This window comes from Mesorhizobium sp. M1217 (genome assembly GCF_040318275.1).
GTDB lineage: Bacteria > Pseudomonadota > Alphaproteobacteria > Rhizobiales > Rhizobiaceae > Mesorhizobium.
This window is the reverse complement of record NZ_JAMYMA010000009.1, coordinates 25,068-40,001: the sequence shown is the minus strand read 5'-3', so window position 1 is coordinate 40,001 and position 14,934 is coordinate 25,068. Positions and strand designations below refer to the sequence as shown.

Genomic DNA, 14,934 nt, shown 5'->3' with positions numbered 1-14,934 from the left:
ATGTCAAAACCGGATGACGGCATCGGCTGGCAGCACTGCCCTGTCAAGATCGGGGCGAATTAGAGGCAGGCGAAAAAGACTTGAAGACAGGCCGAATGGCAAGCGCGCAAGCCCGACGGCTTAGACTGAGGCCGATGCGCCGCGGCATTTCCTTTCGCGCATTTCATCTGCAAAAAGATGATCGCGGGCGAGACGCGAGCGTAAGCTGATCCGGATCGAGCCGCATGTCCAAATCTACCCGAATGGGGACGCACGAAACGACTTAAGCCGAGAAGATTCCGGCTTGCGGGTCGGCTATTTTGCTGACATGTTTATCAGTTGCTAAATTAGCGCTGTGACAATGTTCAAAAGAAGGGGCATGGGATGGCCAAGGAATCTTCGAGTACCGCTTCTTCGGCAAATAAAGCGGACGCAAATCTGATAAGTAATGCAGACGGAAACGGGCTGACCTTCGTGGCGGGCCAGGCTCGCGAGAGCGGGGCCCCCGGCGACGCTGTAGGTGTCGACAAGATACGTGATCTGCTGTTCGGCAACCAGATGCAGGACTATGACCGCCGCTTTTCCAAGCTTGAAGAACGGGTCTTGCAGCGCTTCAAGGATGTCGAATCCGAGGCCAAGCGCAATCTTGAAATGTACGAGTCAAATGCAAAGAAGCAGGTCGACTCGCTTGCCGCGCAATTGCGGAACGAAAAAGACGCGCGAGCCGACGCCGACAAGGAGATTGACCGGAATCTTCGCGAGCAAAATCAGGCGCTTGAAAAGCAGGTGCGCGCGTTGTCGGATCAGTTGAGCGAGCTTGAGCGCGAAGTTGCGGACCGGATAAATCGAAACGACCATTTGCTGCGTGAGGAAATCAAGCAAAAGAATGAAAGCATTCAGATGCTGATGGAGAAAATGTTTTCCGATCTCGGCAATGTCAAGACCGACCGAAACCTTTTGGCTGGCCTGTTTGTCGAGGTTGCAAAATGTCTAAATCAGGATCCCGTCGGCAGCAAGAGCAACTCGGAGCGTACCTGGAAAGTGAGTTGATCGGAACTTGACGTCGACCGTCGACCCAATCAGCCTTCCTCAAAGAGCAGCTTCGAACGATACAGAGATTGATCGCGAGGCTCTGGCTCGCCTTTTGATCGAAATTGCCCGGAACGTTGATCCGGACTATCGTGCGCGTCTCGACGGAATCCCAACCGCCGATCCTCGCATGGAAACGCTTCGCCAGTTGCTGGTCGGCCGCGAAATTTCGGAGCTTTCACGAGTTACGCACCTGCTCGACGAACCTGAGCAGCTTGCGGCCGCAGTGGGGGGCGTCCTCCCCAGTGCAGCCGCACACGCGTCTCATGCGCAACTCGGCGAGGCCCTTGCGCCAGTTGTCGAGAGGGCTGTGCAACGGTCCATCCAGAAAAGCCCGCGCACGCTGACGGATATATTATACCCGGTGTTTCTGCCGGCTATTCGCAAGTCGATCGGCGAAAAGATCGACCAAACCTTTCAGTCGCTGAATGAAACTTTAAGACATATATTTACTTGGCATGGGCTCAAGTGGAGATTTGAAGCTTGGAGAACGGGGGCAAGCTTCTCAGAAGTTGTTCTCAGGCATTCTCTTGTCTATCGTGTAGAACACGCCTTTCTCATTCACCGCAATTCCGGGCTTTTGATCAAGCATGTAACTGCCGAAAACGCAACCAGCGAAGATCCTCAACTGATCTCTTCGATGCTTAGTGCAATTCAGGATTTTGTAAAAGACTCGTTTAACGAGAAAGAACAGAGCGGCCTGGACACTATTCGTTTCGGGGAGCTTCGTCTCTGGTCGGAAGTTGGACCGTTTGCGACCCTGGTTGCGGTGATCCGGGGAAATCCGCCGGAGGAATTACATGAAATAATTCGCGACGTATTGCTTCGCATCCATGATGAATGCTCACAGGCTCTAGAGCAGTTTGACGGCGACAGTTCGCAGTTGGCCGGCGTAGAGACGCAGTTGCAGACCTGCGTTGAACTGAAGCAGGAGGAATCAAACCAGGGATTTCCGTGGCTGGTAGTGGCTGCAATCCTGCTGGTTTTGATTCCCGCAGGCGGTTGGTTCTTTCTTTCCTGGCAATCCGGGCAGCGCTGGCAGGCGTATGTGTCGCGACTGGGGACCCAGCCGGGCATCATCGTTGCCGAACAAAAGGTGCGCGATGGCCAATTCTATATTGCCGGCCTGAGAGACCCGCTTGCCGCCGACCCGCAGTCGCTGTTGGCCGGAACGCAGGTCGATCCTGCCCGCGTTCATTCACGCTGGCAATTCTATCAGAGCCTTGATCCGGAGTTCGTGTTGAAGCGGCTGATGGTGTCGCTGACCCCGCCGAAATCGGTTCGGCTTTCGATCGTCAATCATCGCATCGTTGCCGAGGGTGAGGCTTCCGACAGCTGGATAGATCGCGCACGCGCAGCGGCCCGACAGCTTTCGGCAGGCGGACCGGAATTCGACATCTCCAGAGTTCGTGATGTGAGCCCCGAAGCACGCGCGGCGGAGCACTGGCAGACTTATGTGTCGCGACTGGAGGCCCAACCGGGAATCATCGTCGCCCAACAAACGGTGAGGGGCGGACATTTCTATATTTCCGGCCTGAGAGACCCGCTTGCCGCCGACCCGCAGGCTCTGCTGTCCGGAACGGAGGTCGATCCCGCCCGCGTTCATTCGCAGTGGCAATTCTATCAGAGCCTTGATCCGGAGTTCGTCCTGAAGCGGCTGATGGTGTCGCTGACCCCGCCGAAATCGGTTCGGCTTTCGATCGTCGAGGATCGCATCGTTGCCGAGGGTGAGGCTCCCGACACCTGGATAGATCGGGCGCGCGCAGCGGCCCGACAGCTTTCGGCAGGCGGACCGGAATTCGACATCTCCAAGGTTCGTGATGTGAGCCCCGAAGCACGCGCGGCGGAGCACTGGCAGACTTATGTGTCGCGACTGGAGGCCCAAGCGGGCATCATCGTCGCCCAACAAACGGCGAGGGGCGGACATTTCTATATTTCCGGCCTGAGAGACCCGCAGGCCGCCAACCCGCAGGCTCTGCTGTCCGGAACAGGGGTCGATCCTGCTCGCGTTCATTCGCAGTGGCAATTCTATCAGAGCCTTGATCCGAAGTTCGTGCTGAAGCGGCTGATGGCGTCGCTGAGTCCGCCGGATTCGGTACGGCTTTCGATCATCAAGGATCGCATCGTTGCCCAGGGTGAGGCTCCTGCCGCCTGGATAGATCGGGCGCGGGTCGCCGCCCAACAGCTGTCCGCGGACGGACTCTCTCTAGAAATCTCCGAGCTGCGTGAGTTGACCCCTCCGGAACTCACTCATTTGAGGGAGGCTATTCAAGCGGTCGACATTTTCTTCGATTCTGGCAAGGCTGTACCGGGACCAGAGCAACTGCCGGTTCTCGACAAATTGGCGAATCAGTTGAAGCAATTGGCCAAGGACGCCCGCAACGCAGGCGTAACAGCACAGTTCATGTTGACCGGCCATTCGGACGAGACGGGCCGTGAAACGGCCAAATTGTCCATCAGCGCCGCGCGCGCGGAAACAGTTCGTGCGCTTCTCAAGAAGCGCGGCGTCGATCCGGAATTGCTCTTGGTTCGCGGCGCGGGCACCTTTGAGCCAGCGGAGACTGAAAATAGCCGAACCGGGAGCTCGGCCAATCGCAGAGTTTCGGTTACGGTAAACTTCCACTAGGGCGGAGCCCAGGATATTGCAAAAGAAGATCTGCATGTTGGGCGGGTTCGCTGTCGGAAAGACGAGTCTGGTTCGCAGGTTTGTGCAAAGCATCTTTTCCGAAACCTACTTGACCACGGTGGGAGTGAAAATCGACAAGAAGAGTGTCGCATTCCCGGACAAAACCGTGGATCTGATTTTGTGGGATTTGGCCGGCGAAGACGATATCGGCTCATTCCGCGTCAGCTATGTGCGAGGTGCGAGCGGGCTCGTGCTTGTCGTCGATGGAACCCGCGCCGCTACTCTTGCCGTGGCGCTCACGTTGCGCGAGCGGGCCGAGGCGGAATTCGGCGCTATGCCGTTTGTATTGCTGCTCAACAAATCCGATCTGGTCGATCGGTGGGCAATATCGGATAGTGAAATTAACGAACTGAGGCAACTTGGATGGCAAATCTATCTAACAAGTGCGCTTTCGGGTGAACATGTTGATGATGCGTTTCGTCATCTTGCTTCGATGGTTAGCAAATAGACCATGCATGAATTGCCACGAGAAGTCAGAAGCTGGATTTACGATTTCTTCGACAACGAGCACTCCGTCGCATATCTGAAAATCGACGCCCAGCTTTGCATAGCTGCGAAGGGCGGTAACGTTGAACATTACGGACTCTCATCAGTTCGCATAGGTAAGCCTGTTGCCGAGCAGCTTGAATTCATGGAAGGTTTGCTGCCCTGCCCGGAGCTTCCATATCATATGGCCATGGTCGAACTGCCCAGCGGGCGTGTCGCGGACCTCCATCTTTTTGCTGACAATGCCTGCGTGTGGCTGCTCTTTCTTGACGCCACTGCCGAACGCGACAATAGGCAGCGACTTCAACAGAAGGCTTATGAAATGACGCTCCTGCAAGAGAGGGAGCGTCAACTCAACGAGAAATTACAATCGATGAACGAGGCGTTGAGGGCGAGCCAAGAGGGATTGTCGCGTGAATACCAGCGCGCCGAAGCCCTGCTCCTCAACATTCTTCCGGCGTCTATCGCGGAGCGGCTAAAAGCGCACGAAGAAATTGCAGACAACTACGCAGAGGTGAGTGTGCTTTTTGCCGACATCGTCGGTTTTACGGAAAGAGCGCGGAACGTCGGAGCCGTGACGACGCTCGCTATTTTAAATTACTTCTTCAAGGCGGCGGATCTGCTCTCGGAGCGATACGGCTGCGAAAAGATCAAGACAATCGGCGATTGTGTGATGGTGGTCGCTGGCCTGCCCGCCGCGCGATCCGATCATGCGGAAGCCCTTGCGCACTATGCACTTGAACTGCGGAAGGCGGTTAAGCTCGAACGCTTCGCAGGAGAACCGATAAGACTCAGAATTGGAATTCACTCAGGACCAATCGTGGCGGGCGTCATAGGCAAAAGGCGGTTTGCATATGACCTATGGGGCGACACCGTTAATCTCGCCGCACGTATCCAAACGTCCGCGGAGCCCGATGAAATCCGTATTTCGGATGCAACTCACAAACTGCTTGGACCAAATTTTGCTTGCGACCCACTCGCGGAAACGGAATTGCGTGGTACAGGTCGTGTGCGAATGTGGCGGCTCCCGGGGGAAATCGGATCCTGATATCTGACGTCGCCATCGTTCTTCCCTGCACGGTCATGCGCCCAGTTTCCATCACATAGCCTCGGTCGGCGATGCCCACCGCGGCATACGCGTTCTGGCCTGGGGGATCCTGGTGCCGGGTCTTTTACGCCCAGCATCACGGATGCGCAGTTCATATAACGGCTGGAGGCTGGGCCTAGGTCGGAATGCCCTCCCCCGGCGGCTAAGTAGACACCGCGAAGTACCCGGCGTAACGGTCTGGGTCGAAACGATGACGTCTTGCACCGCAACATCGGTTTCTTCAAGGTAGGGCAACAACGGACATAGATGTCGTTGCTAGCCGATCTGACCGGAAGGTTAACAGCACGATGCCACGCATCATTCGACGATTGGGGGCCAGGAACCTGGCGCGCCTGGCACGGCGTCTCGGAGACCTGACTGCGATGTTTGCCCTGATTGCCAGGCCGCTCGTCTTTGGGATCGCCCTTTTGTTGACAGGTCAGGCACAGGCGCAGGCGCCGGCGACCGCCCCGCCTGAAAGGGTCAAACAGCTGCTCGAGCTTCTCGACGATCCATCAGTGAAGGCCTGGGTGGCCGAACAGCGAAATCAGGACGCCGGGTCAACGGGAGCGCCTGCCGAGACAGGAGCTTCGCCGACCGACGCATCGTCCGGCGCCGTGGCCGCACCCGGCCAGATGAATACGATGGCATCCTCGACGCTTGATGGGATCAGGCATCATATCGAAAGAATCGTGCGAACTTTGCCCTTGCTGCCAGGCCAGTTCGCGCGCGTTCGGGCAGAGACGATGGAGGATATGTCCAGCAAGGGGTCAGCCGCCGTATTTGTGCTGATTGCGATGTTCATCGCTGCCGGCCTGGCACTCACTTGGGCAACGTTCAAGTTCACCCGTCCATTTCGTCTTTGGATTATCGCGCAACCGAAGGATACGCCGATTGGGCGAGCCAAGAAGATTGGTGGTCGCATGCTTTATTCCAGCATGCTGATCGTCTCTTTCGCACTGGGCAGCGCCGGCGCGTTCATGTTGTTCGACTGGCCAATGCTTATTCGCGAGATTGTACTGACATTTCTGATGGCGGCAGTCGTTACATGGGGTGTGCGCATGTACGTCATGGCCATGCTCGTCCCTTCCTTCATGAACGTCGAGAACGCCGTCGAGGTTCGTGCTTTGCCGATCACCAACGAAGCGGCTGACCATTGGTCCTATTGGCTACCCCGGATCGTCGGCGTCTTCGCCTTCTTCGGCGCCGCGTTTATCCTCTTGCCAGGTCTCGGCATCGATCAGGACGGAATGATGGTCCTGTCACTGGGCGCCGACTTCGTGCTGCTGGTGCTCCTGCTGCTCGCGGTTTGGCGTCGGCCAAGAACGCAGCGAGACGGTGCGCGCCACATCGGTCACACGGAAGCGACATGGCTATTGACTGCTTATTTCGTCGTCCTGTTCCTGCAGCGCATCGCCGGCCTTTATACATACTTCTGGTTTACCTTCGCCGCATTCTTCCTGCCTTTTGCAATCGTGATGACGCAGCGCGGGGTTAATTTCGTTCTGCGACCAGGTTCGGAAGATGTCGGCCGGCCTACGATCCCGGCGGTGACGATCGCTGTCATCGATCGCGCAATCCGAATGATTTTCATCTTGGCGGCGGCTTACTTTCTCGCACGTGTCTGGGGTCTGGACATGCAATCCATGCGGGACAGCGATACGACGACGACGTTCATATTGCGCGGCTTGGTCAATGTCGTGGTCATTGCCCTAGCAGCCGATTTCGGCTGGTCGATCATCAAAGCTTTGATCGAACGAAAGCTGGGCATCGAAACACCGCACCCTGTGATCAGCGACGAGGATGTCCCGGTCCTCGATCCGCAGCAGGCGCGGCTGCACACGCTCTTGCCGATCCTCCAGAACATTCTGCTCGCATCGATCATCGTGATGGCGGTGCTTATGATGCTCGCCTCGCTGGGTATCCAGATCGGCCCGCTGATCGCCGGCGCTGGCGTCGTCGGCGTCGCCGTGGGCTTTGGGGCACAAACCATCGTCAAGGACGTCATTTCAGGCGTGTTTTTCCTGCTCGATGATGCGTTCCGTGTCGGCGAATACATTTCATCGGGCAATTACAAGGGTACTGTGGAAACCTTTTCGCTGCGCTCGGTGAAGCTGCGCCACCATCGTGGTCCGCTGTTCACGATACCTTTCGGTGAACTCGGGGCAGTCCAGAACCAGAGTCGTGACTGGGTTATCGACAAATTCAACATCACCGTTGGTTATGACACCGATATCGACTTCGCTCGCAAGCTGATCAAGCGGATCGGCCTCGAACTGGCGGAAGATCCCGAGTTCAAACACTGGGTGCTCGACCCGATCAAGATGCAGGGCGTACAGGAGTTCGGCGAATACGGCATCGTATTGAGGGTCAAGGCCACAACCAAACCGGGAGGCGCCTTCGGTATGAAACGCAAATTCTATGTACGCCTCCGCCAAGTCTTCAAAGAGCAGGGCATCGAACTCCCATTTCCGACCGTCCAGGTCCAGGGGCTACAGAACCCACATGGGGCAGAGAATGCGCCGTTGGAGATCACACCCGAGTTGAAAATGGCCGTTGCGCAGTCGCACACTATTCGGCGCAGAAAAAAAGCCAGCACACCGGAGTAGGAAAGCTGTGACACCTGCCGGTCACAGCGTCGCTTTCCGCGCATCGCCCGTGGCAGGGATACTCTTCTATCTTCAACCGTTAAGACGAAAAAGACGGTCACGAGGCAGTCTACAACCAGAGTCCGTCCCGAGATTTACATCGGGCTGCGTAAGTTGATACAGCGGTACGTTCGAGACAGCGCCATCGGCTACCTGCCGCGCGTCAGTCACGCGATAAGGACCGTCCCGCGAGAAGCGGCGCGTACGCGGCGAGCCTGCGGGATACGAACTCGGTGAAGAGCCGCACGCGCTTCGTCTTGCGTGTCTCCCCCTGTGTGAGAAGCCAGAGCGTTCCGTACATGTGCAGGTCGGTGCCCGGCACCCTCACCAGTAGGGGGTCGGCATCTCCGACGAAGCACGGCAGTGTCGTCATCCCGAGCCCTTGCCGTACTGCAACGATCTGCGCCTCGCCGTCCGTGGTCCTGAACGGAACCCCCGTGGTACGAACCTCACCCTCGCTGGCCCAATCCGGGATGCCATGAATGCTTATGACGATCCACCGGATGGGATCAGGCGCGCCCGCACGCCACGCGGCTAGTCGATCGCGAGACATGTAGACGCCGCCGAACAGCTCCGGTCCCTTCAGGCCGTGAAGATTGAGCGGCAGGGTTTTGCGGTCGTAGACGACGCGGATCGCGACGTCGGCCTCCCGGTTGGTCAGATTTGCCAGCTCGCCGGACGACAAGATTTCCATCTCGATGTCCGGATGCAGACGCGCGAAATCGGCGAAATCCGGCATGAGCAGGTGTGTCGCGAGGGGCGGTGCCAGCGTCACCCGCAGAAGCCCGCGCACGCTCTGGTCGCGCCCGAAGACGCGCGTCTCCAGCAGGTGCGACGACACTTCCATCTGGTCCGCGAACTCGAGGACCTCCTCGCCCGCAGCCGTCAGGCGGTAGCCCGAAGGCAGCTTTTCGAACATGTGCACCCCGAGGCGTTCCTCGAGCTGGGCGACGCGTCGCAGCACGGTCGAGTGGTTCACACCGAGGCGCTCGGCGGCAGCCCGCACGGAGCCTCCGCGCGAGACGGCAAGAAAGTAGCGAACGTCATCCCAGTCGATCATGGTGCAATCCGGCACCGCGCGGTGCGCCTTCCAAAGCTCGTATTTAACACATCGAACAGCAGTACGGGCGGTCATCATAGCCTATGTCGACGAGCGCGGCCCAATTTCGAACGGCGGACGCCGATCGTCGCGGCTGGCCTCAGTCGTCCAGCCGGATCGATTTCGCACCACCGATGTGCGCGCTTCCGCACTCAACACCTGACGCCGGCGGACCCATTTCGAGGTTCTCGGAGGCAAATGCTGTCCCGACACCACGAAAGGAGAAGTCATGGGAAAGCTTGAGGGTAAGGTTGCAGTCATCACGGGTGGATCGAGCGGCATGGCGCTGGCGAGCGCCAAGCGGTTCGTTGAAGAAGGCGCCTATGTTTTCATCACGGGCCGGAGACAGGAGGCGCTGGACGAGGCCGTCAAGCTGATCGGCCGGAACGTGACCGGCGTGCGCGGCGATGCGGCCAATCTCGATGACCTCGACCGCCTGTTCGATACAGTCAAGCGGGAAAAGGGCAAGATCGACGTCCTGTATGCGAGCGCCGGCACGGGCGAAGCCGTCCCACTGGGCGAGATTACCGAGCAGCATTTCGATGCGACCTTCGGCCTGAATACGCGCGGCACGCTGTTCACGGTGCAAAAGGCGTTGCCGCTGTTCAACGATGGCGGATCGATCTTCATGACCGGATCAGTTGCTTCGGTGAAAGGTTTTCCTGGTTACAGCGTGTATGCGGCGAGCAAGGCGGCGTTGCACGCATTCGCACGCGGGTGGCTCAACGAGCTGAAGGGAAGGAATATCCGGGTGAACGTGCTGCACCCGGGGCCGATCGCCACACCGATGCAGGACCAAGTTCTCGACGAGGAGGGGAAGCGGATGTTCGAATCCCTGATCCCGCGGGGAAAGATGGGGCGTCCTGAGGAAATTGCGACGGCCGCGCTGTTTCTTGCTTCAGACGATTCGAGCTTCGTGAATGGGCTGGAGTTGTCTGTCGACGGAGGCTTCTCGGCCATCTGAAATCGCGGCGGATCGCGGGAAGCGGCTGACCGGCGGGAACTAGCGTGTCCATGATGGAACGCCGGGACGTCTACGCAAAGGACGCCACACAGTAGAACGGATAACCCAGCGCCGTTGAGGGCCGGGGAATCAAGACCAATACGGATCGGAGAAGCACTATGAGCTACGCTATTGTAGGATTCGGTAAGATAGGCCAGGCCCTCGCCCACGCCTTCGCCCGTAAAAACATCGACGTGACCGTCGCGAGCCGCCGGCCGCCCGAGGCGCTGGCGCCGCAGGCTCGGGCGATTGGACCCACGGTCGTCGCCAAGTCGCTGCGGGATGCACTCGAGGCCGACACAATCATCTTGGCGGTCCCGTTCGGGGAGCATCGCGAGGTTGCGAAGGCCCTGCCGAGCTGGAAAGGCAAGACGGTCATCGACGCGATGAACGCGTTTCCAGTCCCTGAAGAGCTGGACGGTCTCCCGTCCTCCGCCTTCGTCGCGAAGGCGTTCACCGGCGCCAAATTCGTGAAAGGGTTCAATCACCTGATTGCGGCCACCCTGGCTGCCGATCCGATCGTCGAGGGCGTGCACCGGGTCGTCTTTCTGTCGAGCGACGACGAGGACGCGACCGCTCCGGTGGCGGCCTTGGCCAAACAACTCGGGTTCGCACCCGTCAAGCTGGGAAAGCTCAACGAGGGTGGCGCGCTGGTGCACGCACGCGGCCGCACTTGGGGCCAGCTCATCTTCCAGGATTTGTTCAAGAAGGAGCAGTAATCGATGTATGATCATGTGATTTGGCCCGAGCGATATGATCCGAAAACGTCGGCCATCTACGCACTCAACGACATTGACGTGAAGGCGCCGGCTGAAGTGGTCTGGAAGCTGCTCGTCGATGCCGAGAATTGGTCGAGCTACTTTCCCGCCGAAGATCAGGTCAAGATCTTGACCGGCAAGCCGGAACTGGCGCTTCAAACCAGATACAGCCGGGTGACGGTTGGCTTTCCGATGAGTCTGGTCGTGACGGAGTGTGAACCCTTCCGCAGGCTCGCGTGGGCGACGACGGTCGATGGCGACGAGACCGGCTCGAGCGCGTACCACGGCTGGGTCATCACTCCTACGGTCGATGGCTGCCATGTGCTGACCGAAGAAACGCAGCAGGGCCCTTGGTTCCTTGAGGAACTCGGGCGCAAGCATCCCGGTGCACTCTACCGCTATCACCAGGAATGGGTCGAAAGCCTCGCCCGCGCTGCGGAGGCGGAAGTGGCAAGCAGGGCAAGTTGAATGGGCTTGTCTTAAGGCCTGGCCGGTTGCTTGGGCCGCAACGCTTTCGACCGAACAGTACTGGGCCTGCCTTCGTCCCGAATATTGTCGGTACTCAACAGACGACGGGCGCTTCCAGCCTGGATCGGCGGATGATCACCCACCTACCATTGGAGATAAATGACATGAATATTGAACTCAGGGGCCGCAAGGCGATTGTCACCGGATCCACCGCCGGAATCGGCCGCGCGACGGCGGAGGGGTTTGCCCGTGCCGGTGCATCGGTCGTCGTCAACGGCCGTGGGAATACCCGGGTCGACGAGGCGGTGAGGCAGATGCGGCAGGCCTTTCCCGGAAGCGACATCTCGGGCATCGCCGCCGATCTTGCGACAGCGGAGGGTGCCCAGGCCTTGATCGCGCAGGCGCCGGACGCCGATATCCTTGTGAACAATGTTGGTACGGCTCACATCCGGAGCTACAGTGGCGTCGAGGACATCGCGAAGATCCCCGACGAGGACTGGCTTGGCCTCTTCCAGTTGAACGTAATGAGTGGCGTGCGCGTGACCCGTCATTATCTGCCGCGGATGGTGGCGAAAGGCTGGGGCCGCGTCGTGTTTGTAAGTAGCGAGTCCGCAGTCAACATCCCTAAGGAAATGCTCGACTACGGCATGACCAAGACCGCTCAACTCGCGGTGTCGCGCGGGCTCGCCGAGGCGGTCGCGGGCACGGGTGTCACAATCAACGCCGTCCTGCCGGGACCTACCCGCTCTGAGATCCTGGGCGACTTCATGGCGAAGCAGGCTGACGCAAACGGAATCACGCAGCAGGAGGCCGAACAGGGCTTCTTGAAGGCGATGCGTCCGACCACCCTCATCCAACGCTTCGCGACCACCGATGAGGTGGCCAACATGATCATCTACGCATGCTCGGAGCAGGCTTCGGCGACAACCGGCGCGGCTTTGCGGGTGGATGGCGGCGTGGTCCGCTTCGTCGCGTAGCTGCCGAGACGGTTATGGCGCTAATGGCGCCGACCAACGGACGGTCGACACCTGCGGCTGAGTTTCCCCTGCCCGGTGTCTTCAGGCCAAATGCTGGCCGTGACCTTCACCTGTTTCTCGACACACCCTGCAACAGGTCGAGGAAGGCGCGCACAGCGGGATTGGCGCGCCGGCTTTCCGGCCAGACCGCCGTGATATTGTGCCGCTCGACCGCATGGTTGGAAAGCACCGGCTCCGAAGCATCGACCAGGATCAGCGGCAGATTATAGTGCTGGCGAAACATCTCCACGAACTGATCGCGCGCTAACTTCTTCGAGCAGCGCGCGACCGAAGATTTGAAGGCCACAAAGTCGCGAAGGTTGAGGTAGGCCCGACGGGGTATGGGCGCCGTTCGAAGAGCGGGGAGACGCCCGACAGAGCGGCAGATCTGTCGGTCGCCTAGAATCTATCGACTGCTATCGATGGCCTAGGATTCGCTCGAGTGTCCTCTGCTATCCGATATTACTCCACAGCACTCCCCTCCGTTCGCGCAGCCAGAGTGGGCGTTTGTGTTCACTCCATCGCTTTCGTTCGCCGACATAGAGCTGCCCGCTTCCGCAGCGTCAGAGCCGATTCTCTACATGTAAAAGCTGTACCTTGGAGCGATCTCCTGCCCGTCTCCGAGGTACTTCAGCACCTGCCCCACCTGTCTTGCCGTCGCAATAGTAATCGGCATTCCGTTGTCGAACTGAGTGTTGTTTCAATTCATCTTGGTCAAAGCCAGGGTCTCGTACGCGATATGCTGCAGTGGTTGACCGAGGACCTGACATCGCAGTATCAGCGGCCGGCACATACATTCCGGGATATGTGCGGAAGAAGTCGACGCTGCCGCGCGTGTAAAGGTGTGGAAATCGACGCCTCAGTTCGACTTTCTTCTGACCGCTTACAATCTTGGTAGCGTACTCTGGCTTGACGCTCAGAACGAAGTCGTGGCGGAAAGGTCAAGGTTGTTCATTCAGTGACGATCGCAAAATTTCCCACGATCGGGCATTATCCTACGCGAAACAAATTGTGAACCGCTGATTGATCCAAATCGGCGACGGAGGTCACCGAGCGATCTGCTTCCGATATTGCGGTTCGCAAGCACGCAGGAAACGCCGAAGCAACAGGCGTCACACTCGCCTGTCTGTAACCCAAAGGCCGTAGTGTGGCAGAGCAATGGCTCTTGGGATCATCACAAAAGAAAGGACGCTTGGCTGCCGCTGTTGCAGTTGTGGGAACAACCGCTTTCAAGTCGAGGCAGAGTTTGGGTTAACGACTGAGATGAGGCGCAAAGCAGCCATGCCGCCGTCGCGTGTGAGACTCTGCTTCGGGTCACAAGCAAAACAGCAGCCCTATGGCTCGTCCCTCACATCGCGCAAATTAGACACAACCCGGCGGTTCTGCGACCTGCAGGCGTTGTCGGGGCACTCGCGGACGAGCCTGTCCTTGCCGTAGCCCTTGGCCCACATGCGGTTGCGGTCTATGCCGCCGGCGGCGAGGTAGTCCATCACCGCATCGGCGCGCTGCTGCGACAGCGCCGTTTCACTTGCGCCGGGATCGTCGGCGAAACCCTGCAGCTTGAGCAGCCAGCGCGGATGCTTTGCTAACCAGGCGATCTGGGTGTCGAGGGTGGCCTTGGCGACAGAATCGAGCGCGGCCGAACCTTGCGTGAAATAGGTGCGGCGGCCGACATTGAGGATAAAATCCTCGTCGCTGCCCGGCTGCACGTTCTGGAAGCCGGCAACCTCGGTGTTGGTGACGTCGGGCGTGGAAGGGGCCAGCGTGTTGCTGGTCGAGCAGGATGCGACCAGCACCAGCAGGCCGGCGGCGAGCAGCCGGCGCGTGTTTTCAATCGTGCGGTTCATGAGGCGCCAATCATTCGACAGTGGTGGAAGCGGGCGCCTGGTCGGCGATGTGCGGCAGGACCTGCACCGCGGTGCCGATCGGGCAGCGCTGGTAGAGGTCGATGATGTCTTCCGGGAACATACGGATGCAGCCGCTGGAAGCGTCGGTGCCGATGCTCCATGGCTCCAGCGTGCCATGCAGGCGGTAGCCGGTGTCGGCGCCGTCGCGGTGCAAATAGAGCGCGCGCGGCCCGAGCGGATTGTTGGACGCGCCGCCTGCGACCATGGGTGGTAGGTCCGGCTTGCGCTTACGCATTTCGGGGGGCGGGACCCATTGCGGCCACAGCGCGCGGCGGTCGATCGTCGCGCGGCCGTACCATTTGAAGCCGTCCTTGCCGACGCCGACGCCGTAGCGGATGGCGGTCTTGTTTTCCATGATGACGTAGAGGAAGTGGTGGCGGGTATCGACCACGACGGTGCCGACCGGCTCGCTGCTGAAATACTTGACGATCTGGCGATGCCATCTCTTGTCGATCTTGGCGAAGTTGGTCTTGCGATAGACAAAATTGTTGTCGCTGGCGGTACCGGCGAAAAAGGATTTTGCCGCCGCGGCTTGAGCAATATTGCTGGTTGCACCCACCGCGACCAGCGCCAGGCCACCGAGCACGACACCCCTGCGTGATAAAACCATCGGCAATATTCCCCCATGCCTAAAGCCTGGCGGACCATAGTTGAGAATTATTTCGCCTCAAAGTGGAAAATGCTGCGTTGCTTAAGTCGGCCGTGTCC

At 59.0% G+C, this 14,934-nt stretch carries 12 protein-coding genes and 1 pseudogene; 9 read left to right on the top strand and 4 right to left on the bottom strand.

The features are described from left to right. Positions 1-363 precede the first annotated feature (363 nt). From NKH37_RS16755 to NKH37_RS16735, 5 genes are all read left to right on the top strand, one after another. Positions 364-1,029, top strand: a complete 666-nt coding sequence (locus NKH37_RS16755) for a DUF3450 domain-containing protein (protein ID WP_031193285.1) — start codon at positions 364-366, stop codon at positions 1,027-1,029. Between the two features lie 7 nt (positions 1,030-1,036). Beyond that, a complete protein-coding gene (locus NKH37_RS16750; protein WP_353005073.1) occupies positions 1,037-3,694 on the top strand; it encodes an OmpA family protein in 2,658 nt (885 codons plus the stop codon). A gap of 16 nt (positions 3,695-3,710) precedes the next feature. Then, positions 3,711-4,202, top strand: a complete 492-nt coding sequence (locus NKH37_RS16745; protein WP_353005075.1) for a Rab family GTPase — start codon at positions 3,711-3,713, stop codon at positions 4,200-4,202. Positions 4,203-4,205: 3 nt separating this feature from the next. Then, entirely contained in the window at positions 4,206-5,288 is a 1,083-nt protein-coding gene (locus NKH37_RS16740; RefSeq protein WP_352482335.1) for an adenylate/guanylate cyclase domain-containing protein, read from the top strand. Between the two features lie 347 nt (positions 5,289-5,635). Then, the gene (locus NKH37_RS16735; RefSeq protein ID WP_353005076.1) at positions 5,636-7,936 is read left to right on the top strand and encodes a mechanosensitive ion channel family protein; all 2,301 of its coding nucleotides are present in this window, start codon (positions 5,636-5,638) and stop codon (positions 7,934-7,936) included. 202 nt (positions 7,937-8,138) lie between these two features. On the opposite strand, the gene NKH37_RS16730 is transcribed toward NKH37_RS16735, so the two are convergent. Continuing rightward, complete coding sequence (locus NKH37_RS16730) at positions 8,139-9,035, bottom strand: LysR family transcriptional regulator (RefSeq protein ID WP_023716506.1); 897 nt, start codon at positions 9,033-9,035, stop codon at positions 8,139-8,141. A 268-nt stretch (positions 9,036-9,303) separates the two neighbouring features. Between NKH37_RS16730 and NKH37_RS16725 the strand changes: the two genes are divergently transcribed. From NKH37_RS16725 to NKH37_RS16710, 4 genes are all read left to right on the top strand, one after another. After that, on the top strand, positions 9,304-10,038 hold the full coding sequence (locus tag NKH37_RS16725) for an SDR family NAD(P)-dependent oxidoreductase (protein ID WP_292208972.1): 735 nt from the start codon (positions 9,304-9,306) through the stop codon (positions 10,036-10,038). Positions 10,039-10,196: 158 nt separating this feature from the next. Beyond that, a complete protein-coding gene (locus NKH37_RS16720) occupies positions 10,197-10,796 on the top strand; it encodes an NADPH-dependent F420 reductase (protein WP_502895877.1) in 600 nt (199 codons plus the stop codon). Positions 10,797-10,799: 3 nt separating this feature from the next. Next, positions 10,800-11,303 (top strand): SRPBCC domain-containing protein, encoded by a 504-nt coding sequence (locus tag NKH37_RS16715; RefSeq protein WP_352547369.1) that lies wholly within the window; start codon positions 10,800-10,802, stop codon positions 11,301-11,303. A gap of 164 nt (positions 11,304-11,467) precedes the next feature. Beyond that, entirely contained in the window at positions 11,468-12,280 is an 813-nt protein-coding gene (locus tag NKH37_RS16710; RefSeq protein WP_023716502.1) for an SDR family NAD(P)-dependent oxidoreductase, read from the top strand. 106 nt (positions 12,281-12,386) lie between these two features. Here NKH37_RS16710 and NKH37_RS16705 read toward each other — a convergent pair. From NKH37_RS16705 to NKH37_RS16695, 3 genes and pseudogenes are all read right to left on the bottom strand, one after another. Further along, a pseudogene (locus tag NKH37_RS16705) lies at positions 12,387-12,512 on the bottom strand (LysR family transcriptional regulator); the annotation flags it as partial. Positions 12,513-13,653: 1,141 nt separating this feature from the next. Then, complete coding sequence (locus NKH37_RS16700) at positions 13,654-14,166, bottom strand: OmpA family protein (protein WP_023716499.1); 513 nt, start codon at positions 14,164-14,166, stop codon at positions 13,654-13,656. A gap of 10 nt (positions 14,167-14,176) precedes the next feature. Continuing rightward, positions 14,177-14,836, bottom strand: coding sequence for a L,D-transpeptidase (locus NKH37_RS16695; protein ID WP_352482339.1), 660 nt, complete (start codon positions 14,834-14,836; stop codon positions 14,177-14,179). Positions 14,837-14,934 lie beyond the last annotated feature (98 nt).

Excerpts from the sequence above, each read along its gene's own strand:
- NKH37_RS16755 (WP_031193285.1), top strand. The coding sequence starts at position 364 with ATGGCCAAGGAATCTTCGAGTACCGCTTCTTCGGCAAATAAAGCGGAC.
- NKH37_RS16740 (WP_352482335.1), top strand. The coding sequence starts at position 4,206 with ATGCATGAATTGCCACGAGAAGTCAGAAGCTGGATTTACGATTTCTTC.
- NKH37_RS16735 (WP_353005076.1), top strand. The coding sequence starts at position 5,636 with ATGCCACGCATCATTCGACGATTGGGGGCCAGGAACCTGGCGCGCCTG.
- NKH37_RS16730 (WP_023716506.1), bottom strand. The coding sequence starts at position 9,035 with ATGATCGACTGGGATGACGTTCGCTACTTTCTTGCCGTCTCGCGCGGA.
- NKH37_RS16725 (WP_292208972.1), top strand. The coding sequence starts at position 9,304 with ATGGGAAAGCTTGAGGGTAAGGTTGCAGTCATCACGGGTGGATCGAGC.
- NKH37_RS16720 (WP_502895877.1), top strand. The coding sequence starts at position 10,197 with ATGAGCTACGCTATTGTAGGATTCGGTAAGATAGGCCAGGCCCTCGCC.
- NKH37_RS16715 (WP_352547369.1), top strand. The coding sequence starts at position 10,800 with ATGTATGATCATGTGATTTGGCCCGAGCGATATGATCCGAAAACGTCG.
- NKH37_RS16710 (WP_023716502.1), top strand. The coding sequence starts at position 11,468 with ATGAATATTGAACTCAGGGGCCGCAAGGCGATTGTCACCGGATCCACC.
- NKH37_RS16700 (WP_023716499.1), bottom strand. The coding sequence starts at position 14,166 with ATGAACCGCACGATTGAAAACACGCGCCGGCTGCTCGCCGCCGGCCTG.
- NKH37_RS16695 (WP_352482339.1), bottom strand. The coding sequence starts at position 14,836 with ATGGTTTTATCACGCAGGGGTGTCGTGCTCGGTGGCCTGGCGCTGGTC.